Annotated in this window: 15 protein-coding genes; 6 read left to right on the forward strand and 9 right to left on the reverse strand. The window is 69.4% G+C overall.

Annotation, left to right across the window (positions count from 1 at the left end):
- Positions 1-6 precede the first annotated feature (6 nt).
- From DXK32_RS12535 to DXK32_RS12560, 6 genes are all read right to left on the reverse strand, one after another.
- Positions 7-2118: a Mu transposase C-terminal domain-containing protein gene (locus DXK32_RS12535; RefSeq protein WP_114858811.1), complete on the reverse strand. Its 2112-nt coding sequence runs from the start codon at positions 2116-2118 to the stop codon at positions 7-9.
- 11 nt (positions 2119-2129) lie between these two features.
- Positions 2130-2864 carry a hypothetical protein gene (locus tag DXK32_RS12540; protein ID WP_114858812.1) on the reverse strand — a complete coding sequence of 245 codons (735 nt, stop codon included), beginning with the start codon at positions 2862-2864 and terminating at the stop codon, positions 2130-2132.
- 782 nt (positions 2865-3646) lie between these two features.
- Positions 3647-6130 carry a DNA topoisomerase (ATP-hydrolyzing) subunit B gene (gene gyrB / locus DXK32_RS12545; protein WP_114858813.1) on the reverse strand — a complete coding sequence of 828 codons (2484 nt, stop codon included), beginning with the start codon at positions 6128-6130 and terminating at the stop codon, positions 3647-3649.
- 101 nt (positions 6131-6231) lie between these two features.
- Positions 6232-7446 carry a DNA replication/repair protein RecF gene (gene recF / locus DXK32_RS12550; protein WP_247877117.1) on the reverse strand — a complete coding sequence of 405 codons (1215 nt, stop codon included), beginning with the start codon at positions 7444-7446 and terminating at the stop codon, positions 6232-6234.
- 98 nt (positions 7447-7544) lie between these two features.
- Positions 7545-8690, reverse strand: a complete 1146-nt coding sequence (gene dnaN / locus DXK32_RS12555; protein ID WP_114858815.1) for a DNA polymerase III subunit beta — start codon at positions 8688-8690, stop codon at positions 7545-7547.
- A gap of 262 nt (positions 8691-8952) precedes the next feature.
- Positions 8953-9834: an SDR family oxidoreductase gene (locus DXK32_RS12560; protein WP_114858816.1), complete on the reverse strand. Its 882-nt coding sequence runs from the start codon at positions 9832-9834 to the stop codon at positions 8953-8955.
- 52 nt (positions 9835-9886) lie between these two features.
- Here DXK32_RS12560 and DXK32_RS12565 point away from each other — a divergent pair, with 52 nt between their 5' ends.
- The 4 genes from DXK32_RS12565 (at position 9887) to DXK32_RS12580 (ending at position 13322) form a co-directional block, all read left to right on the forward strand.
- Positions 9887-10702, forward strand: coding sequence for a tetratricopeptide repeat protein (locus tag DXK32_RS12565; protein ID WP_247877118.1), 816 nt, complete (start codon positions 9887-9889; stop codon positions 10700-10702).
- Between the two features lie 145 nt (positions 10703-10847).
- On the forward strand, positions 10848-11147 hold the full coding sequence (locus DXK32_RS12570; RefSeq protein WP_114858818.1) for a FeoA family protein: 300 nt from the start codon (positions 10848-10850) through the stop codon (positions 11145-11147).
- Between the two features lie 67 nt (positions 11148-11214).
- Positions 11215-13104 (forward strand): ferrous iron transporter B, encoded by a 1890-nt coding sequence (feoB, locus tag DXK32_RS12575; RefSeq protein ID WP_114858819.1) that lies wholly within the window; start codon positions 11215-11217, stop codon positions 13102-13104.
- A gap of 35 nt (positions 13105-13139) precedes the next feature.
- A complete protein-coding gene (locus DXK32_RS12580; RefSeq protein WP_114858820.1) occupies positions 13140-13322 on the forward strand; it encodes a hypothetical protein in 183 nt (60 codons plus the stop codon).
- A 10-nt stretch (positions 13323-13332) separates the two neighbouring features.
- Here the strand turns inward: DXK32_RS12580 and DXK32_RS12585 are convergent, their stop codons facing one another.
- Positions 13333-14970 (reverse strand): bifunctional diguanylate cyclase/phosphodiesterase, encoded by a 1638-nt coding sequence (locus DXK32_RS12585; RefSeq protein ID WP_114858821.1) that lies wholly within the window; start codon positions 14968-14970, stop codon positions 13333-13335.
- 483 nt (positions 14971-15453) lie between these two features.
- Between DXK32_RS12585 and DXK32_RS12590 the strand changes: the two genes are divergently transcribed.
- Complete coding sequence (locus tag DXK32_RS12590; protein ID WP_114858822.1) at positions 15454-16278, forward strand: alpha/beta fold hydrolase; 825 nt, start codon at positions 15454-15456, stop codon at positions 16276-16278.
- An 11-nt stretch (positions 16279-16289) separates the two neighbouring features.
- Here the strand turns inward: DXK32_RS12590 and DXK32_RS12595 are convergent, their stop codons facing one another.
- Together DXK32_RS12595 and DXK32_RS12600 are read right to left on the reverse strand one after the other, a co-directional pair.
- The gene (locus DXK32_RS12595; protein WP_348981592.1) at positions 16290-16961 is read right to left on the reverse strand and encodes a response regulator transcription factor; all 672 of its coding nucleotides are present in this window, start codon (positions 16959-16961) and stop codon (positions 16290-16292) included.
- On the reverse strand, positions 16958-18586 hold the full coding sequence (locus DXK32_RS12600) for a sensor histidine kinase (protein WP_114858823.1): 1629 nt from the start codon (positions 18584-18586) through the stop codon (positions 16958-16960). Before DXK32_RS12600 ends, DXK32_RS12595 begins: the two co-directional genes overlap by 4 nt.
- Positions 18587-18839: 253 nt before the next feature.
- Between DXK32_RS12600 and DXK32_RS12605 the strand changes: the two genes are divergently transcribed.
- Positions 18840-19511, forward strand: a complete 672-nt coding sequence (locus tag DXK32_RS12605; RefSeq protein WP_014197758.1) for a hydrolase — start codon at positions 18840-18842, stop codon at positions 19509-19511.
- The last annotated feature ends 73 nt before the right edge of the window (positions 19512-19584 follow it).

Below are 19584 nucleotides of genomic sequence, written 5' to 3' on the forward strand. Positions count from 1 at the left end.
TTCCGTTCATTCCACTCCATCGCCGCCTCCCCGCGGGCGCATGGTGTCGGTCCGGATTCCGCGGCGGCGGGCGACGCGCTCCAAGTCGATGTCGTCCTGGTGCGCCTCGCCGGTGATCTGGTCCGTGTCGTCCGCCGGACCCTCCCCGGGGCTAGGGGCGGCGCCCGCCTCCACGCCTTCGAGGAGGAGGTCGACGATCGGGCGCGGCGGGGTATCGGGGGCATCGGCCTGGCGTCGACGCCCGCCCGGCTGTTGGGTGAGCTTCGCGAGGGCGCGGCGTTCCTTCTGGGTGCCTTTACCCTGGCGCTTCAGCCCGTACTCTGTGATCTCTACCATCGCGCGCGCGATGTCCTCGCTCCCGGCGTACCGCAATGGGTTATTGCGGACGAGGGCGCGGGCGACCTTGTACTGGTGCAGAGTTTTCCCGACGGCGACGTCACGCTGTTCCGGATCGACCTCGACCCTGATGTGCCGGTCGTTCGCCTCGTCGTGTACCTGGATCGCGGCAAGATCACCGGGGTCAATCCTGATGCGGAACTCGGGAGGCGCCTTCGGAGCGATGCGGAGGTTCGCGAGTTCCGTACTGTTGTAACGAAGTCCCAGGAATGTGATGCCGTCCTTGCGCGGCACGCGGAATTCGGTCAGGGACAGGGAGGTCAGGACGCGCTCTCGGCTCGGCGGGGCTATCGCATGGATGCGTGCGCTGTTCTCCCACATGTCGCGGGCGGAGCGCCCGTCAAACCGGCGGCGCGGGCTGACGGCGTACACGTCGGCGATCCACCGGTGGAGCAGGTACTCGAGTTGCTCCAGGGTGACCAGGCTGGCGGTCTCCGGCGTCGGGCGGCGCACACGCCTGTAGTAGTCGGCGAAGCGCGCGCCCGTGACGGAGCGGCATTGCGTCTGTAGGGTTCCGAAGAACCGTTCGATCTTGCCCTTGAACCGCGGCTTGCCGACGGGGGTAAACTGGACGTCGATGCCAAGGGCGGCGCAGGCGGTCGGGAATTGCGGGGACCGGAACTCGGCGGCGTTGTCGGGCACGACGCAGCGCGGAACGCCAAAGCACGGCCAGTCGTTCTGGATCTGCGGGTAGTTCTCCCGCATGTAGCCCTTCGGCAGGATCGCGTTGCGCAAACATTCGAAGGCCGTGAACAGGCTCGGCCCCTCGAAGCCGACGTAGAGTCCAACGGGCATGGTACTATGCCGGTCGAGGGCGACCGTGATCCATGGATGTCCGATGATACGATCAGGATCGGGTTCCGGGCCGTAGCAGACGAGGAAGCTCGTGACCTCGGTATGATCGATCTCCCATATCCGGTTGATGGCATCGACACCAGGAGCGGAGCCGACCGGCTGGAACAGCGCGTCGGCCTCCTCCTTGCCCTGGCGGGTGGCGACCAGGGTGTACGCGTCGATACGCCGATCCCTCATCCGGTAGAGGGTCCGCGCCGAGGGGATCTTGATCTTCATGCCCTCGGGCAACGAGGAGTTGCGGTCGGCGGCCAGCGCGAGGAGCTTGTTGTGCGCGAACGTAAGCGGCGGCTCGCCGGGTTGAAGGTAGCTCTCGTCGATGGCCCTATCGACCAGGTCCATGACCTCGCCGCTGAACCTTGTGGTCCTGTTGCCTCGCCGGTGGGTCATCGGCACCAGCGCCTCGAACACTCGACCGCGCTCGCGGAACCGCTTGATCCACTTTTGAACGGTGCTCGGGCCTGGCGGCTCGGGATCGCCGATGTCGTTCGCCACCCGCTCGATCAGAGGCTTCAGGATGTCCTTGGTGTAGGAGGCGTTCCCGCTCTTCACCCATGCGCGCACATACCGCCACCACCGTATCGTCTCCGCGTGCAACCCTTCGTCGTTGGCGACGCGGTCCCGCATCGCCGCGAGTTCCTCCGCCATGTCCGGAGCCTTCACGACAGGCCAGGGCAGGACGTCGAACTGCTTGGCTTCGAGAAGTTGGGCGAGCTCGGCGTCCGAATGCCGGATCTGTTCCTGGGTCTGTTCGTCCTCGAAGACCGCACTGCCGTCAGGCGCCCGCCGGACATACCGGTAGCGCCGTCCTCGGATCTCGACCGGCTGGGCGGGTAGGAAGATCAATTTGGGCGTGAACCGGCGTGCCATAGGTGCCTCCGTCAGGTGAGGATGGGGGTGTGTTCCGAGATGGGTTCCTTATGGAGTTCCAGCCGCAGGCACCCGCGCAGGGCGGCGGCGTAGATCAGGTTCCGAAGCGGCGTGGGCGGATCGGTCGGCGCGGCGGGGCGCCAGTCAGAGAGGGCGCGTTCGAGTTCGCCGAGTGTCGCGGGCGCGCGGGCGAGGGCGGCGGGGAGGGCGAGGAGAAAGTCCTCCGGCGGCTCGACGGCGCCTCCGGCCAGGACGGCCTTGGCGTTGCCGAGACGGGGTTGGCGGGCAACCTCCGCCTCGGTGACGGCGACGTAGTGAATCGCGCGCGCGGAGTAGTGATCCGCGACGGCATCGACCAATCGGCCCTTGGCGCCGTCGAGGTTGCCGAACACGTCCACCATCACCGTGTGCGCCCTTCCGCTGGCGTCGGCCACCTCCACCTTGAACTGGACCCGATGTTCGCGGATCTCGCCGTCGACGTTGACCGCGATGGCGTCCTGGCGGCCCTCGTAGGACCGGACCTCGGGGGCGGACTCCAGGAGGTGCATGAAGTCCCGCTCCGCCTCTCGCTTCCACGGCATCGGGATACCGTTCTTCCGGCTGGCGACGAGGCCGCGTTCGTTGCGGTTCCTCTGGACGGTGGTCTCGCCGCCGTTCTTCCGCGGCGGAGTCCGGACATCCGGGGCTGGGCCATCGGTCCCGAAGGAAGCCTCTTCCGGACCGGCGACGTCGTCGTCTTCGTTCATGTGGTCCCTCCACCTCATGCGCTGCCATGCGGACCAGGACATCGGTCTTCCTGGTTCGCACCCCGTCCCTTGTCGGGCATATATTCCCATGACCCAGCCGCGCTGAGAACACAACGGGAACATTTACCGGCGCACGGATGCAGTCGGGGTACGCCCGGGGGTAGTCCGATCCGGCACCGTTTCCGACGATGGCGCCGATGGTTCCGGCCGGTCGGACCGATCGGATGGGTTACTGCTCCGCCTCCGGTCCGCCGACGCACCGGATGGGAGAGGATGGCTTCTCCCGTGTGTTCCCTGTGTCCTTCGCCCCTACTCGATGGTTCCGTGAAGGAGAAATGCGAAGATGATGGAGCGCGGGTGTCCTCGAAGCAACGAGCGAATATTCTCAGGACCGCTTTCGGGCGCACCTATCCTTTTCTGGTCTGTCTTTAGGCGCCGGGGCTTCGGGGATCTATCTTCGCGAGTACGGGAAAGGAAAGGGGCGATTACACTGTCAACATTGAGGGACGCCCGACGCTCTGGGGCGGTGGCGAGCGGTGCCAAGGACAGTTTGAGGGGCGCGGCCCGGGGGTGTGGGCGGGGCGCGTTTCGCCGACCGGGTTACCTCGCATCCTCCGCCCGGTCGGCGGGGACGGGCAATGTTGACAAGCGGCGCGCCGAGGCTCTCAAAGAGAGGCTAGGAATGTTTCCCGCAATCTCAAAAAGAAAAGCGAGGCGGGGTGTTCCACCCGCCTCGCTTAATGTGGCGAAACCTCGGTTTATCAGACAACCGACAAATTTCCTTACACGTCGAGGTTGGCGACCTTCAGGGCGTTCTCCTGGATGAACTCGCGGCGCGGCTCGACGATGTCGCCCATCAGGGTGGAGAAGACCTCCTCCGCCTGGTCGGCGTGGTTGACCTTCACCTGCAACAGCGACCGCTTGGTCGGGTCCAGCGTGGTTTCCCAGAGCTGGTCGGGGTTCATTTCGCCCAGACCCTTGTAGCGCTGGATCGTCACGCCGCGGCGGCCCAGTTCCATCACCGTGTCGAACAGGGCGACGGGGCCGGTCAGGCTGCGGCTCTCCTTCTGCTTCTCGAAGGCGCGCCCCGGCTCGGCGTAGACGCGCTTCAGGTCCGCCGCGATGGCGTCCAGCTTGCGCGCCTCGGCGCTCTTCAGCAGGTCGGCGTCCAGATGATGGCGGTGGGTCACGCCGCGGCGCGTCCGCACCAGCGCGTAGCCGCCCTGGAGCAGGCTCTCGCCGCGCCAGCCGCCTTCCACGTCCAGCGCGTTCAGCCGGGCGGCCACCGTCTCGGCCGCCTGCTGCGCCTGGGCGGTGTCCTGCGACAGGGCGACCGACAGGGCGCCGCTGACCGCCGCCGATTCCACCACCGACAGGTTGCCGGCCTTGCGGGCCAGCGTCTCGATGTGCAGGCGGCCGCCGCGGGCCTGCTCGACCATCTCGCGCAGCGGCTCGCCGGTCAGCAGGGAACCGTCGGCGGGGCGCACGGACAGGTCGCCGAGCGCTGCCTCGATCAGATACTCCTCCAGCGCCCGGTCGTCCTTCAGGTACCGCTCCTTCGCGTTGCCGCGCTTGATGCGGTAGAGCGGCGGCTGGGCGATGTAGAGGTAGCCGCGCTCGATCAGCTCCGGCATCTGCCGGAAGAAGAAGGTCAGCAGGAGCGTGCGGATGTGGCTGCCGTCCACGTCCGCGTCGGTCATGATGATGATCTTGTGGTAGCGCGTCTTGTCCGGGTTGAACTCGTCGCGCCCGATGCCGGTGCCCAGCGCGGCGATCAGCGTGCCGATCTCGGCCGAGGACAGCATCTTGTCGAAGCGCGCCCGCTCCACGTTCAGGATCTTGCCGCGCAGCGGCAGGATGGCCTGGAACTGGCGCGACCGGCCCTGCTTGGCCGAGCCGCCCGCCGAATCGCCCTCCACGATGAAGAGTTCGGACAGCGCCGGGTCGCGCTCTTGGCAGTCGGCCAGCTTGCCGGGCAGGGACGCGATGTCGAGCGCACCCTTGCGCCGGGTCAGCTCGCGCGCCTTGCGGGCGGCCTCACGGGCGGCGGCGGCCTCGACCACCTTCTGGACGACGCGCTTGGCGTCCGCCGGATGCTCCTCGAAATACTGGGCGAGGCATTCGCCCACCACCGCCTCGACCACCGGGCGGACTTCGGAGGAGACCAGCTTGTCCTTGGTCTGGCTGGAGAATTTCGGATCGGGCACCTTCACCGACAGCACGCAGGTCAGGCCCTCGCGCGCGTCGTCGCCGGAGAGGTTGACCTTCTCCTTCTTCGCGATGCCCGACTCGTTGGCGTAGTTATTGATCGCGCGCGTCAGCGCCGCGCGGAAGCCGGCGAGGTGGGTGCCGCCGTCCTTCTGCGGGATGTTGTTGGTGAAGCAGAGGGTCGTCTCGTGGTAGCTGTCGTTCCATTGGAGCGAGCATTCCACGGTGACCACGCCGCCATGCTCGGTCGGGCGCTCCGCCTTGATCGAGATCGCCGGCTTGTGCAGCGGCACCTTGGAGCGGTCGAGCCAGTTCACGAAGGCTTCCAGCCCGCCTTCATAGTGCAGGTCCTGGACCTTCGGCTCCACCCCGCGGGCGTCGGTCAGCACCAGCCGCACGCCGGAGTTCAGGAAGGCCAGCTCGCGCAGCCGGTGCTCCAGCGTCGCGAAGTCGAATTCGGTGTTGGTGAAGGTGTCCTTGGACGGCAGGAAGGTGACCTCGGTGCCGGACAGCGGCTTCTGCCCACCCTTGCCGTCGTCGACCATCGGGGCCGCGCCGATGTCGGCCAGCCGCTCGTCGGCGACGCCGTGGCGGAAGCGCATGAACCATTCGCGGCCGTTGCGCCAGATGCGCAGCTCCAGCGTCTCCGACAGGGCGTTCACCACCGACACGCCCACGCCGTGCAGGCCGCCCGACACCTTGTAGGAGTTCTGGTTGAACTTGCCGCCGGCGTGGAGCTGGGTCATCACGACCTCCGCCGCCGACACGCCCTCTTCGGAGTGGATGTCGGTGGGAATGCCGCGGCCGTTGTCGCGCACCGTGACCGACCCGTCGGCGTTCAGCTGCACCACGACCGCGTCGCAGTAGCCGGCCAGCGCCTCGTCGATCGCGTTGTCCACGACCTCGTAGACCATGTGGTGCAGTCCGGAGCCGTCATCGGTGTCGCCGATGTACATGCCCGGACGCTTGCGCACGGCGTCCAGCCCGCGCAAGACGGTGATCGATTCCGCGCCGTAATCCTGCTGCGGGAGGTCGTTCTTCAGTGCTTCCTGTGCCATGGCTCGACTATAGCAGACTGCGTTGGGTTTCGGCGGAATACCGTTGTTCCGCGGGCGATTTTCTGGGCTTTTCAGCCCTTTTTCGCGGGTCTTTTGGGGGGCTAGGCCGGGGTCACGGTCGCATCCTCGATGTGGAAGCGTTTGGCCGCACCGCCGAGCGGCCCGAAGACCGAATCGTCGGTGCCGGTCATCCAGGCCTGGGCGCCCAGCGCCAGGATTTCGTCGAACAGCGCCTCGCGCCGCTGCGGGTCCAGATGGGCGGCCACCTCGTCGAGCAGCAGCAGGGGGGCGGCGCCGCGCTCCGCCGCCAGAAGGCGGGCGTTTGCCAGCATGATGGCGATCAGCAGCGCCTTCTGCTCTCCGGTGGAGCAGAGCGCCGCCGGCATGTCCTTCTGGGCGTGGCGCACCGCGAGGTCGCTCTTGTGCGGCCCCAGCGTGGCGCCGCCGCCATCCGAATCGGCGCGCCGGCTGTCGCGCAGCGAGCGGCGCAGAGCGTCCTCGGCGGCCAGGGCGGGACCCTCGTCGAGCCAGCGCTCCACCGTGCCTTGCACCGTCAGGTCGGCGCCGGGGAAGGGGCCGACGGCCCGCCCGCAGGCGGCGCGCAGCCGCTGCACCACGTCGCGGCGGGCGGCGGCCACGGCGACTCCGGTGGTCGCCATCTGGTCCTCCAGCCCGCCCAGCCAGCCCTCGTCGCCGTTCCAGCCGCGGTGCCCTTCGCGCAGCAGGCGGGCGCGCTCGCGCAGGGCGTGCTCGTAGCGGCTGAGCCGGCCGGCGTGGGCGGGGTCGAAGCCGAAGACGAGGCGGTCGAGGAAGCGGCGGCGCCCGCTGGAGCCCTCCAGGAACAGCCGGTCCATCTGCGGGGTCAGCCAGACGACGGCGACATGCTCGGCCAGCACGGTCTGGCCCTTGGCGGGATGTCCGTCCACCCGGACGACGCGGCGGTCGCGCTCGACGCCCGAAGCCGCCTGGGGCCCGATCTCGCGGCCGGTGCCGATCTCCACCGGGCCGGTGGGGGTGTCCAGAACGGCGGCGACCGCCCAGCCGGCGCCATTGCCGGTGCTGCCACCGATCCGCTCGACCTCCGACAGCTTGGCGCCGCGCAGGCCGCGCCCGGGGGCAAGGAAGCTGACCGCTTCGAGCAGGTTGGTCTTGCCGGCGCCGTTCGGTCCGGTCAGCACCACCGGCCGGTGGTCGGGCTCCAGGCGCGCGCTGTCATAGCCGCGGAAGCGGGTCAGGGTCAGGCGCGTCACCGCCAAAGCGGCCGGAGCGTCCCCCACGGGGGTGGGGTAGGGCGAAGTCTGTCTGGCGTCGAGCAAAGCGTCCGATCCGGGATGCGGGGGCCGGGCCGCCGCACCCCGTCAGACACGGGGTCCGGAGCGCGCCGGCCCGAAAAGCGCCGATCCATCCGGACCGGTCACACACGCATCGGCATCAACACGTAAAGGGCCGTGGCGTCGGCGACGTCGCGCACGATGGTCGGCGACGCGGCGTCGGCCAGCGAGAAGCGCGCGCCCTCGCCCTCGATCTGCTGCGTGATATCAAGCAGATAGCGAGAGTTGAAGCCGATTTCCAGGGGGCCTTCCTGGTAATTGACCTCCAGCTCCTCGGTGGCGCTGCCGGCTTCGGGGCTGGTGGCGGACAGGGTCAGCGTGCCGCGGGTCAGCGACAGCTTCACCGCCCGGCTCTTCTCGGTGGAGATGGTGGCGACGCGGTCCACGGCGGCGGCGAACAGCTTGGCGTCCACCTCCATCGTCTTGTCGTTGCCGACCGGGATGACCCGCTCGTAATCCGGGAAGGTGCCGTCGATCAGCTTGGAGGTCACCACCACCGAATCGAAGGCGAAGCGGATCTTGTTGTCCGACAGCGACAGCTCGATGCGGTCGGCGGCCTCGTCGATCAGCTTGCGGATCTCGTTGACGGTCTTGCGCGGAACGATGACGCCGGGAATGCCGGCGGCGCCCTCCGGCAGCGGCATCTCGACCCGCGCCAGACGGTGGCCGTCGGTCGCCACGGCGCGCAGCACCGGCAGCTCGGCCCCGCCGGCCTTGGCCTTGGCGGCATGCAGGTAGATGCCGTTGAGGTAGTAGCGCGTCTCTTCGGTCGAGATGGCGAAGCGCGTGCGGTCGACCAGCGCCCGCAGATCGCCCGCCGTCAGGTCGAAGCGGTGCGGCAGGTCGCCGCCGGAGAGCTGCGGGAAATCATCGACCGGCAGGCAGGACAGCTTGAACTGCGAGCGGCCGGCGCGCAGCGTCAGGATCGTGCCGTCGCCGCCCCCATTCGGGCCGCCGATGTCCAGCTCCACCTGGCTGCCGTCGGGCAGCTTGCGCACGATGTCGTACAGCGTGTGGGCCGGGGCGGTGGTGCCGCCGGAGCGGGTCACCGTGGCCGGGACCGTCTCGACGATCTCCAGGTCCATGTCGGTGGCGGCCAGCGACAGCTCGCCGTCGCTCGCCCGCAGCAGCACGTTGGACAGAATGGGGATGGTGTTCCTGCGCTCCACCACGCTCTGCACATGACCAAGGGACCGGAGAAGGGCGGCGCGTTCGATGATGATGTTCATGCTGGTCGTCGTCTCGGCAGGTCGTGTTTTTTGCGATTCGCAGGCGTACCCATGCCGGTCCGGCCGCAATCCAGCGGGCCGGAACGGGGGCGCATGATACCACAACGTCGGTTTTGCCGAACCAAATTCGTTCGGCGCGGTCGGGCGGTCGCCGGAAACGACGATTCCAGCCCATCCGGAGGCCCGTGACGCCCCCGCGGGGTGCCGCCGTAGGGGGATTGCGGCCGGGGCGGGAGGGCACGCGATTCGCGTCGCCGCGACTCTACCGCCCGCTCTCCGCCGCGAATTGCGCGTCCAGGCCGGCGCGGTAGTCCGGGTAGGCCAGCGCGACGCCGAGCTGGCGCTTGATGCGGTCGTTCTTCACCCGGCGGCAGTCGGCGTAGAAGCTGGCGGCCATTGGCGACAGCCCGGCCTCCTCGAAGGGCACCAGCGGCGGCGGCTCGACGCCCAGCAGGCCGCAGGCGTAGCTCACCACCTCGTGGGAGGGGGAGGGCAGGTCGTCGGCGACGTTGTAGACCGCGCCCAGCGTCGGCTTGTCCATCGAGGCGCGCAGCGTCGCCGCGATGTCCTCCACATGGATGCGGCTGAACACCTGTCCAGGCTTGTCCACCCGCCGGGCGGTGCCGTCGCGCACGTTGTCCAGCGCGCTGCGCCCCGGCCCGTAGATGCCGGCCAGCCGGAAGAGATGCATCGGCACGCCGTACTGACGGTAGAGGTTCAGCCAGCCGCGCTCCGCCTCGACGCGGCGCTTCTGCCGCTCGCCGGTCGGGCGCAGCCACGCTGCCTCGCCCACCCATTCGCCCTGGGTGTCGCCATACACCCCGGTGGTGGAGAGGTAGCCGGCCCAGTCGAGCGTCCGCAGGTCCGCCAGATCCATGGCGTGCTGGTCGAGCACCGGGTCGCCCCGCTCGTCGGGCGGGACGCTGACCAGCAGGTGGGTGGTGCCGGCGAGCGCCGCGCGGGCGTCGTCCAGCGGGCGGCCCCGGTCGAACAGGAACGCCTCGATGCCCTGCGCCTCCAGGGCGGCGCGCTTGTCCTCGCCGCGGCAGGTGGCGGCGATCCGCCAGCCCTCGGCCTTCAGCCGGTCGGCGAACACGCGGGCGGTGAAGCCCAGGCCGAAGACGAACAGACGGGGTGAAGCCATGTCTTGCGGGGTCCTTGCGTCGGAAGCGGCAATGACGGAGTGTAAGGCCGCCATGAACCGACGCAACGCTTACCTCATCACGGCCGCGCTGGCGCTCCTGTCCGCCGGCCCAGCCTTCTCCGCTCCCGCCGTCGATCACAACCGGGAGTTCCAGGCCTGCCTGACGCTGGCCGAAAAGCGCCCGGCCGAGGCGCTGGAAAGCGCGCAGACCTGGCTGAACCGCGGCGGCGGCGACCATGCCCGGCTGTGCCAGGCGCTGGCGCTGTTCCACAAGGGCGACTTCACCACCGCCGGGGCGCGGCTGGAGGAGTTGGCCCCAGTGCTGGGCAAGGACGACCCGAAGGCCGGGGCCTCGATTCTCGGGCGTGCGGGCTGGGCGTGGCTGCGCGCCGGTGACAATGTGCGGGCGGAGCGGGCCTACAGCCGCGCCCTGGCGCTCCAGCCGGACGACGTGGACCTGCTGATCGACCGCGCCATCGCGCGGGCCGAGACGGAGCGCTTCTGGGACGCCGTGGCCGATCTGGACGCGGCGTTGAAGAGGGACCCGCGGCGCGCCGAGGCCTATCTCTACCGCGCCGCCGCCCACAAGGCGCTGGCCAACGACCGGCAGGCCGTCGCCGACATCGACCGCGCGCTGGAGTTGCGTCCCGGCGACCCCGACGCGCTGCTGCTGCGCGCGACCATCAAGGCGCAGACTGGGAATCTGCCGGGCGCGCGGGAGGACTGGAGCCAGATCGTCCGCAACACGCCGAACAGCGCGGCGGCGAAGACGGCGCAGGCCAACCTCGACCGCTCCGCCAAGGCGCCGGCGTCCGCACCGGTGGTCAAGGGCGACGCGAAGGCCGGGGCAGCTTCCGCAAAGCCATAATAAAATTGTGGTCGTTACGCTAATTTCACAGGGCTCCTGCGACATTTGGCGGCTGGACGAGTGCGAACGCTTCGCAGGATCATCCGCGGCGAAGAGGGGCGGACAGGAACGCGCCCCCCACCTCCCGGTGCGATCAGGTGCAGCCATGAGCGGTCATCCCACCCCCGAAACCGGCCAGTCCCCCGGCGGACGGCATTTGGGCGAGTTGAAGAAGGGCGAGCGCGCCCGCGTGACCGGCGTCGATGAGCGAGGGGTCGTCACCACCCTTCCCGAAGGGGAGCTGGAGCGGCGCATGATCGAGATGGGGCTGGTCGAAGGCTCCCACGTCGAGGTCCTGCACGAAGCCTTTCCGGGCCGCGACCCCATCGCCATCCGCGTGAACGAGCACACTCTGGCGCTACGCCGCGCCGAGGCGCGCGCCGTGCGGGTGGCGCCCGCCGCCTGACGCCCGCCATCTGACCCACGGCGTCATCTCCTTCCTTCAAAGCGACCTCCTGTAAGGACATCCGGCCATGTCGGTCCTGGACTCCGCCCTGCCGCCGCGCATCGCGCTGGTCGGCAACCCGAACTGTGGCAAGACCGCCCTGTTCAACGCCCTCACCGGCTCCCGCCAGAAGGTGGCGAACTACCCCGGCGTCACCGTGGAACGGAAGATCGGGCATTTCGTCAGCCCGCTCGGCCGCCGCGTCCAGGTGATCGACCTGCCGGGCACCTACAGCCTGCGCGCCCGCTCCCCCGACGAGGAGGTGACCCGCGACGTCGTGCTCGGCCGCTTCTCGCACGAGGACAGCCCCGACCTGCTGGTCTGCGTCGCCGACGCCACCAACCTGCGCCTGAACCTGCGGCTGGTGGTGGAGCTGAAGCGGCTGGGCCGTCCGATCATCCTGGCGCTGAACATGATGGACGCGGCGGAGAAGCGCGGCTGCCGCATCGACGCGGCGGCGCTGTCGGCCGCGCTCGGCGTGCCGGTGGTGCCGACCGTCGCCATCCGCCGCGGCGGCGTCCAGCCGCTGCTGGAGCAGATCGATGGCGCCATGGCCATGGCGACCGATGCGGCGGAGAATCCTGCGTCCTGCGGCTGGAGCGAACCGTCCTCGCGCGACCTTCGGGCCTACCACCAGGAGGTCGAGGGGCTGCTGGCCGGCTGTGTGGCTGACGCCGGCCTGCCGCCGCTGGCGACCCGGCGGGTGGACGCGGTCCTGCTGCACCCGGTGTTCGGGCTGGCCTTCCTGTTCCTCGTGCTGTTCCTGATGTTCCAGGCGGTGTTCGCCTGGGCCGAGGCGCCGATGAACCTGATCGACGGCGCGGTCAGCGGGCTCAAGGACTGGGTCGCCGCCACCCTGCCGGACGGCGCGTTGCGCAGCCTGCTGACCGACGGGATCATCGCCGGGGTGGGCAGCGTGGTCATCTTCCTGCCGCAGATCCTCGTGCTGTTCTTCTTCATCCTGGTGCTGGAGGCGACCGGCTATCTCGCCCGCGCCGCCTTCCTGCTCGACCGGCTGATGGGCGGGGTGGGGCTGCACGGGCGGGCCTTCATCCCGCTGCTGTCCAGCTTCGCCTGCGCGGTGCCCGGCGTCATGGCGGCGCGCACCATCGAGAACCGGGCCGACCGGCTGGCGACCATCATGATCGCCCCGCTGATGACCTGCTCGGCCCGGCTGCCGGTCTACACGCTGCTGATCGCGGCCTTCGTGCCGGACCGTCCGCTGCTGGGCGGGCTGGTCGGGCTTCCGGGGCTGGTGATGTTCGCGCTCTACGCCGCCGGCATCCTGTCGGCGCTGGCCGTCGCCTTCGTTCTGAAGGGCACGGTGTTCAAGGGCGCGCGCGAGCCGCTGCTGATGGAACTGCCGGCCTACCGCCTGCCCAACCCGCGCGACATCGCGCTGGGCCTGTTCGAGCGGGCCAAGGTCTTCCTGGCGCGCGCGGGCACGACGATCTTCGCGCTGATGATCGTCATGTGGTTCCTGGCGAGCTTCCCCGGCGCGCCGGAGGGGGCGACCGAGCCGGCCATCCAGTATTCCATCGCCGGCATGATCGGCCACGCGCTGGAACCGCTGCTGGCGCCCATCGGCTTCACCTGGCAGATCGCCGTGGCGCTGGTGCCGGGCATCGCGGCGCGCGAGGTGGCGGTCGGCGTGCTGGGCACGATCTACGCGCTGAGCGAGAGCGGCGACGCGCTGCAATCCTCGCTGGCCGGGGCGCTGGCCGCCTCCTGGAGCCTGCCGACCGCCCTGTCGCTGCTCGCCTGGTACGTCTTCGCACCGCAATGCGTCGCCACCCTGTCGGTGGTGAAGCGGGAGACCAACGGCTGGTTCTGGCCGGCGGTGATGTTCGTCTACATGATCACGCTGGCCTACGGGGCGAGCTTCATCACCTACCGCGTCGCCTTGGCGTTGCTGTGAGGGGCGCTGCTGTAAGGGAAGGGGAGGGCACGGCCATGTGGCAGGATCTGCTGGTCGCCGTGGTGGTGGCGCTGGCCGCGGCGTGGACGGTGTGGCGAGTGATCCTGCCGGCCGGGCTGCGCGCCCGCCTGCTGGGCAGGGCCGCGCCGAAGGGCTCTGGCTGCGGCGGCGGGTGCAAGGGCTGCGGCCCGGCCGGCGGCGGTTCAGGCTGCCATTGAGCCGGAGCCCCTACAGGGCTGGGACGCGGGCGGCCCCCCGCTTGACCGCGTACATCGCCTGATCGGCGTGGACGATGAGTTGCTGTGCATCCCGCCCGTCCTCAGGGTAGACGGCGACACCGATGGACAAGGCGAGCGGAAGCCGCAGGCCGTCGACGAGGATGGGCTCCTCCAGCGCCGCCTGGCATTTGTCGGCCACCGTGTCCGCCCCGGCGCGGGTCACATCCACTTCCAGGACGATGGCGAACTCGTCGCCGCCGATGCGGGCGATCAGGTCGGACTTGCGCAGCAGGCCGGACAGGCGCCGCGCCACCACGCGCAGCACCTCGTCGCCCCGGCTGTGGCCGTGGGTGTCGTTGATCGGCTTGAAGCCGTCGAGGTCGATGTAGAGCAGGGCGAACAGGGAGCCGGCGCGCTCCGCCCGGTCGATGGCCTGTTGCAGACGGTCGTGGAACATGGTGCGGTTCGGCAGGCCGGTCAGCGCGTCGTGATGGGCCATGTGGGCCATCCGCGCCTCGCTCGCCCGCAGGGCGGCCTCCTGCTCCCGCAGCTTGCCCAGCAGATAGTTGAAGCCGTGCACCAACTCCCCGACCTCGTCCATGCGGCGGACCGGCAGCGGCGCCAGCTCGACATGCCCATCGGCCATCTGGTGCATCCGCCGCGCCGCCTCGGTCAGCGGGCGGAAGAAGCGGCGCATGCCGATGAACAGCACGGTCGCGGCGAAGGTGGCGATCATCAGGCTGTTGGTGGCGATGAAGGCCTGGAGGTCGCGCACCCCTTCGAAGGCCTCCGCCGTGGGCAGCCGGGCGACCAGGAACCAGCCCGCCGTCGGGACCTCGGCGATGGCGGACAATTCCTCCACCCCCGCCGCGTTGACGGTGACGCCGGTGCCGCGGTAACCGGCCATGGCCCGGTCGTGTAGCGGGTTCACCCCCTCCGGCGGGGTCGCGGTCAGGATCATCCCGTGGTCGCTGGCCGACACGAACAGCCTGTCGCGGGGGGACACCAGGAGGAAGCCGCCGCTGCGCCCGATGCGGTTTCCCTGCACCAGATTGAGGAAGCCGGGCGACGAGAGAGCCGTGGCGCCGCTCAGGACCGCGACCGGGCGGCCGGCGGCGTCGGTGACGGCCATCGCCATGACCATCATCGGCTCGCCGTCGAGGGAGGAGCGGGCGGGCCGCCCGATCACCGGTTCACGGGATGCCAGCGCCGCCTGGAACCAATCGCGGCTTGAGACGTCGAAATCCGGCGACCGGTGCCGTTCCGGATAATCGGCGATGACCTCGTGGCCGTCGGGCCGGACGACCATCAGCCCGCGCGAGAACAAAGGCGCGATGTCCTGATGCCGTTTCAGCCAGTCGCGCAGGGCCGTGGGATCGTCGAGGGCTGCCAATGGCAGGCTTCCGGTGGCGCGGCGCAGGAGATCGAGCCGCGCCTTGATCTTCTCGTCGATGTCGTGGGCGACGTAGGACGCCGTCGATTGCTGCTGGGACGAGGTCAGGTTGTTGATCTTGTCCTCCAAGAAGGATGACAGGACCCAGATGCGCGCGCAGGCGCCGACGAAGACCAAGACTAGTCCAAACAGCATAAGACGGACGATGATGCTGCGGCTCTGCCGGCGCAGTTCATCGGCCACGGCGACGAGCATCCGCAAGCTCTACTCCTCCAAGAAACCGTGAGCTTATTTCCCAGATGGATAGGCTTTGTGCCCACCGTCAGCCGACAATAAACGATGCTGCGCCGCTTCGGAAGACGCAAAGGACAGCAAATCCTCATGAATGGCACCGGAACTGATTGAAAAAACGAAACATTTCCACTGTCGGGCGAGAAATGTCCGCAAGGGCTCGCGTTTCTTCCGGGTCGGTGAGGCGCTCCATGCGGATGTCGGCATTTCCAAGGAAACCTTCCCGTGTGGTCGGGATGGGGGCCGCGGGCAGCCGTGGCTCGGACCCGCTGCACGGGCCGCCCGCCGATGCATCCGGTCCACCGATACCTCCGTATAGTATCCAGGCCGGCCGACCTCCGGCAAAGTTGTGAGGAAGACAACGGTCCGCGCCATCCATGGAGCGGCCCTCGTCCGTCTGGCCGATCCCGTCGCGGATCTGTCGCGCGTCCAAAAAAGGAGGGGGTTTTGAGCACGATTTCCACCAAGGACGGCACCCGCATCTTCTACAAGGACTGGGGCAGCGGGCAGCCGGTGGTGTTCTCGCACGGCTGGCCGCTCAGCGCCGACGCCTGGGACGGGCAGATGCTGTTCTTCGGCCAGCAGGGCTACCGGGTCATCGCGCACGACCGGCGCAGCCACGGCCGGTCGGACCAGACCTGGACCGGCAACCACATGGACCAGTATGCCGACGATCTGGCGGAACTGCTCGACGCGCTCGACGTGCGCGACGCGGTGATGGTCGGCCATTCCACCGGCGGCGGCGAGGTTGCCCGCTACATCGGGCGCCACGGCACCGGGCGCGTCGCCAAGGCCGTGCTGGTCGGGGCGGTGCCGCCGATCATGCTGAAGACCGCGGCCAACCCCGGCGGCCTGCCGATGGAGGTCTTCGACGGCATCCGCAAGGGCACCTACGACGACCGCTCGCAATTCTTTCTCGACCTGACCATGCCCTTTTACGGCTTCAACCGCGACGGCGCCAAGGTGTCGGAGGGGCTGCGGCACTCCTTCTGGCTGCAGGGCATGATGGCCGGGATCAAGGGCGCCTACGACTGCATCCAGCAATTCTCGGAAAGCGACTTCACCGAGGATTTGAAGAAGATGGCGATCCCGACGCTGCTCATCCACGGTGACGACGACCAGATCGTGCCCATCGACGCGTCGGCCCGCCGCGCCGTGGAGATTGCGCCGCAGGCGACGCTCACGGTCTACGAGGGGGCGCCGCACGGCCTGACGGCCACCCACCAGGACCGCTTCAACGCCGATGTGCTCGCCTTCATCAAGGGGGCGTAGGCAAGGACCGGTCAGGCGTCGCCGGCGAGGGTCACCTTGTCGGCGATGCGCACCAGATCGGGCAGGGACCGCGCCTGCATCTTGCGCATCACGCTGGCGCGGTGGACCTTCACGGTGATCTCGCTGAGCTGCAGCTCGGCGGCGATCTGCTTGTTGAGCTGCCCGGCGGCGACGAGTTGCATCACCTCCCGCTCGCGCGGGGTCAGGCTGCGGAAGCGCTCGCGCAGGTCGCACAGCGCGTCCAGGGCGCGGCGGCGGTCGCGGTCGCGCTCGATGCCGGTGTGGACGGCGTCGATCAGGTCCTGGTCGCGGAAGGGCTTGGCCAGAAACTCGACGGCCCCGGCCTTCATCGCCGTCACCGACATGGGAATGTCGCCGTGACCGGTGATGAAGACGACCGGCAGACGGATGTCGGTCCCGCTCAGCTCGCGCTGGAACTCCAGCCCGCTCTGGCCGGGCAGGCGGACGTCGAGCACGAGGCAGCCGGGCGCGTCGGGCAGGCGCTGCTGCAGGAACTCCTGCGCCGAGGCGAAGGGCAGGGCGGTCAGCCCGACCGAGCGCAGCAGGCTGACCAGCGACTCCCGGATGGACGGATCGTCGTCGATGATGGCGACGAAGGGCGATTCCACGGCCATGGCGGACCGGTCGGAAGGGGGGCGGTCGGACATGGACCGGTCGCTCATGGTGTCCGCTCCAGCGCCGCTCCGGCCTCCGGCCGCTCCGGCTCGTCGTCGGCGGGCAGGGTGAAGCGGAAGACGGCGCCGTGGGGCTGGTTGGCGGCCACCCACAACCGGCCGCCATGGGCCTCCACGATCGACTGGCAGATGGTCAGGCCCATGCCGATCCCATGCTCCTTGGTGGTGAAGAAAGGTTCGAACAGTCGCTCCTCCTGGGCCGGTTGCAGGCCGGTGCCGGTGTCCTCCACCGACACGATGACGTCGGTGAGCCCGCGGCGGCGCGAGCGGATGCTCAGAACGCGCGGACGGTCGGTGACCGCGGCCATGGCGTCGTCGGCGTTGGCGATCAGGTTCAGCAGCACCTGTTCGAGCTGCACGGCGCTGCCGTTGACCGCCGGCAGGCGCTGCTGAAGGTCGGTGCGCACGGCGATGCGGTTCAGGCGGCGCTCGCCCTCCGTGCGGTCGAGCGCGCTGCGGATCACGCCGTTGATGTCCATCCGGCTGCGCTGGGGCGGCGCCTTGCGGAAGGAATCGCGGATGCAGGCGATCACCCGCGCGGCGCGGTGCCCGTCGTCGGAAATCCGCTTCAGCGCCGCCCGCACCTCATCCAGATCGGGCGACGGGCGGTCGAGCCAGCGCAGTCCGGCGCCCGCGTTGGTGACCATGCTCGCCAGCGGCTGGTTGACCTCGTGCGCGATGGAGGCGGAGAGCGCCTCCAGGCTGGCCAAGCGGGCGTCGCGCACCCGCCGCTCCGCCGCCACCGAACGGACCAGCCGCCCGTAGAGCGTCGTCATCTCGGCCAGCAGGACCAGCAGGACGATGCTGGAGGCGGCCAGCCCGAAGACCCGTCCCGACCACCAGCCGGCGCTGAACCGCCCGCCGCTGATGAAGCTCAGCAGGCAGGTCTCGATGGCCCAGGCGGCCAGCACGACCATCAGCCACAGGTCCAGGACGGAGCGCCGCTGCCGCCACAGGACGGCCAGTGCGGCGGCGCAGAGCGCCAGCGCGGTCACCGGCACGACCATCCACAGCGGCGTTTCCCGCAGGCTGTCGATCATCAGCCGCGGCAGAAGGGCCTCGTCGGCCAGCGCGAAGGCGGTGAGGCCCCCGGCGAGGACCGCCGCCAGCGCCATGCCGCCGGCGATGGCGGGCAGGGCCGGGCGGTGCGCCTCGCGCGGCCCGGCCTCCGCGGCCTTGAGCAGCGCGTAGGCCAGGATGAACAGCGGCAGCCCGATGCGGCGCCCGGCGGCGACGATGGCGGTGCTCTGCAGGCTGGCGCCGAGCAGCCCGGTCGGCGCGAAGACCCCGGGAAAGGTCAGCGCCCAGGGGACGATCAGCAGCGCCGTCGTCAGATAGCCGGCGGCCAGCGCCAGCAGGGCCGGCGTGCGCTGCGTGGCGTAGAGCGCGAACAGCAGCACGGCGGTCATCAGCTCGGTCAGCAGGACCGCGGTGGCGTAGGCGGGCAGCAGGACCGCCGTTCCGTCCAGCGTCAGGCGGGCGAATGGCGCCGCGACGGCCAGGGCGACCAGCAGCCCGGCCACGGTACCGACGGCCAGCCGCGTCTGACCCGCCCGTGGGGGCAGGGTCGCCAGAAGAAACCGTTGGTCTCCGGGGTCATCGCTCGTGCGCATCACCCTCGCCCGCCCGTCGGGTCACGTCCGCCTTCAACCCTCAAGCCCAGTCCTTTACCCCGTCCCTTTACCCTGACCGGCACCGGCGGCGAGCGGCGCCTTGGCCTGATATACCAAGGTATAGGGCCGGCAAACGCAAGTTCAATGTCGCCGTCCTCCGTCCCTGACCGATGCTTCGACACACCGCCGGGCCACAGACTTCGCCAGAGGCAACGCCATTGGCACCGGCGCCAAAAACAACGGGGATAGAGACATGACCATCACCGCCACCGCGACTCCCGGCAAACTGCTCGTATCGCCGAAGGACCACGCGCTGATCATGATCGACCATCAGTCGCAGATGGCCTTCGCGACCCATTCGATCGACGCCACGACGCTGCGCACCAACACCGCGCTGGTCGCCCACGCCGCCGCCGGCTTCGGCGTCTCGACCATCCTGACCACCGTCGCGGAAAAGAGCTTCTCCGGCCCGATCTTCTCCGAGATCACCGAGGCCTTCCCGGGGGCGGAGGTCACCGACCGCACCTCCATGAACACCTGGGAGGACGCGAACGTCATCAAGCGGGTGAACGGCCTGGGCAAGACCCGGCTGGTCTTCTGCGGCCTGTGGACCTCGGTCTGCATCGTCGGCCCGACCCTGTCGGCGCTGGACCAGGGCTTCGAGGTCTACGTCATCGCCGACGCCTGCGGCGACGTGTCGGTCGAGGCGCACCAGCGCGCCATGGACCGCATGGTCCAGGCCGGCGTCCGCCCGATGACCTCGCTCCAGTACATGCTGGAACTGCAGCGCGACTGGGCGCGCACCGAGACCTACGAGATGACCACTGGCATCGCCAAGAAGTACGGCGGCGCCTATGGCCTGGGCATCATCTACGCCAAGACGATGTTCGGCGCGTCGGAAGGCGGCCACAGCGCCGCCGCCTGACCAAGGGTATTGGCTTCGCGGCGCCGAAAGCTCCGCGCCGCGGCGGACCGGTTCCGACTCTCCCCGGGGCCGG

The sequence above is a fragment of the Azospirillum brasilense genome, assembly GCF_003349955.1.
Lineage (GTDB): Bacteria > Pseudomonadota > Alphaproteobacteria > Azospirillales > Azospirillaceae > Azospirillum > Azospirillum brasilense_B.

Coding starts and splice junctions, on each gene's coding strand:
- DXK32_RS12535 (WP_114858811.1), bottom strand. CDS start 2,118: ATGGCACGCCGGTTCACGCCCAAATTGATCTTCCTACCCGCCCAGCCG.
- DXK32_RS12540 (WP_114858812.1), bottom strand. CDS start 2,864: ATGAACGAAGACGACGACGTCGCCGGTCCGGAAGAGGCTTCCTTCGGG.
- gyrB (WP_114858813.1), bottom strand. CDS start 6,130: ATGGCACAGGAAGCACTGAAGAACGACCTCCCGCAGCAGGATTACGGC.
- dnaN (WP_114858815.1), bottom strand. CDS start 8,690: ATGAACATCATCATCGAACGCGCCGCCCTTCTCCGGTCCCTTGGTCAT.
- DXK32_RS12560 (WP_114858816.1), bottom strand. CDS start 9,834: ATGGCTTCACCCCGTCTGTTCGTCTTCGGCCTGGGCTTCACCGCCCGC.
- DXK32_RS12565 (WP_247877118.1), top strand. CDS start 9,887: ATGAACCGACGCAACGCTTACCTCATCACGGCCGCGCTGGCGCTCCTG.
- DXK32_RS12570 (WP_114858818.1), top strand. CDS start 10,848: ATGAGCGGTCATCCCACCCCCGAAACCGGCCAGTCCCCCGGCGGACGG.
- feoB (WP_114858819.1), top strand. CDS start 11,215: ATGTCGGTCCTGGACTCCGCCCTGCCGCCGCGCATCGCGCTGGTCGGC.
- DXK32_RS12580 (WP_114858820.1), top strand. CDS start 13,140: ATGTGGCAGGATCTGCTGGTCGCCGTGGTGGTGGCGCTGGCCGCGGCG.
- DXK32_RS12585 (WP_114858821.1), bottom strand. CDS start 14,970: ATGCTCGTCGCCGTGGCCGATGAACTGCGCCGGCAGAGCCGCAGCATC.
- DXK32_RS12595 (WP_348981592.1), bottom strand. CDS start 16,961: ATGAGCGACCGGTCCATGTCCGACCGCCCCCCTTCCGACCGGTCCGCC.
- DXK32_RS12600 (WP_114858823.1), bottom strand. CDS start 18,586: ATGCGCACGAGCGATGACCCCGGAGACCAACGGTTTCTTCTGGCGACC.
- DXK32_RS12605 (WP_014197758.1), top strand. CDS start 18,840: ATGACCATCACCGCCACCGCGACTCCCGGCAAACTGCTCGTATCGCCG.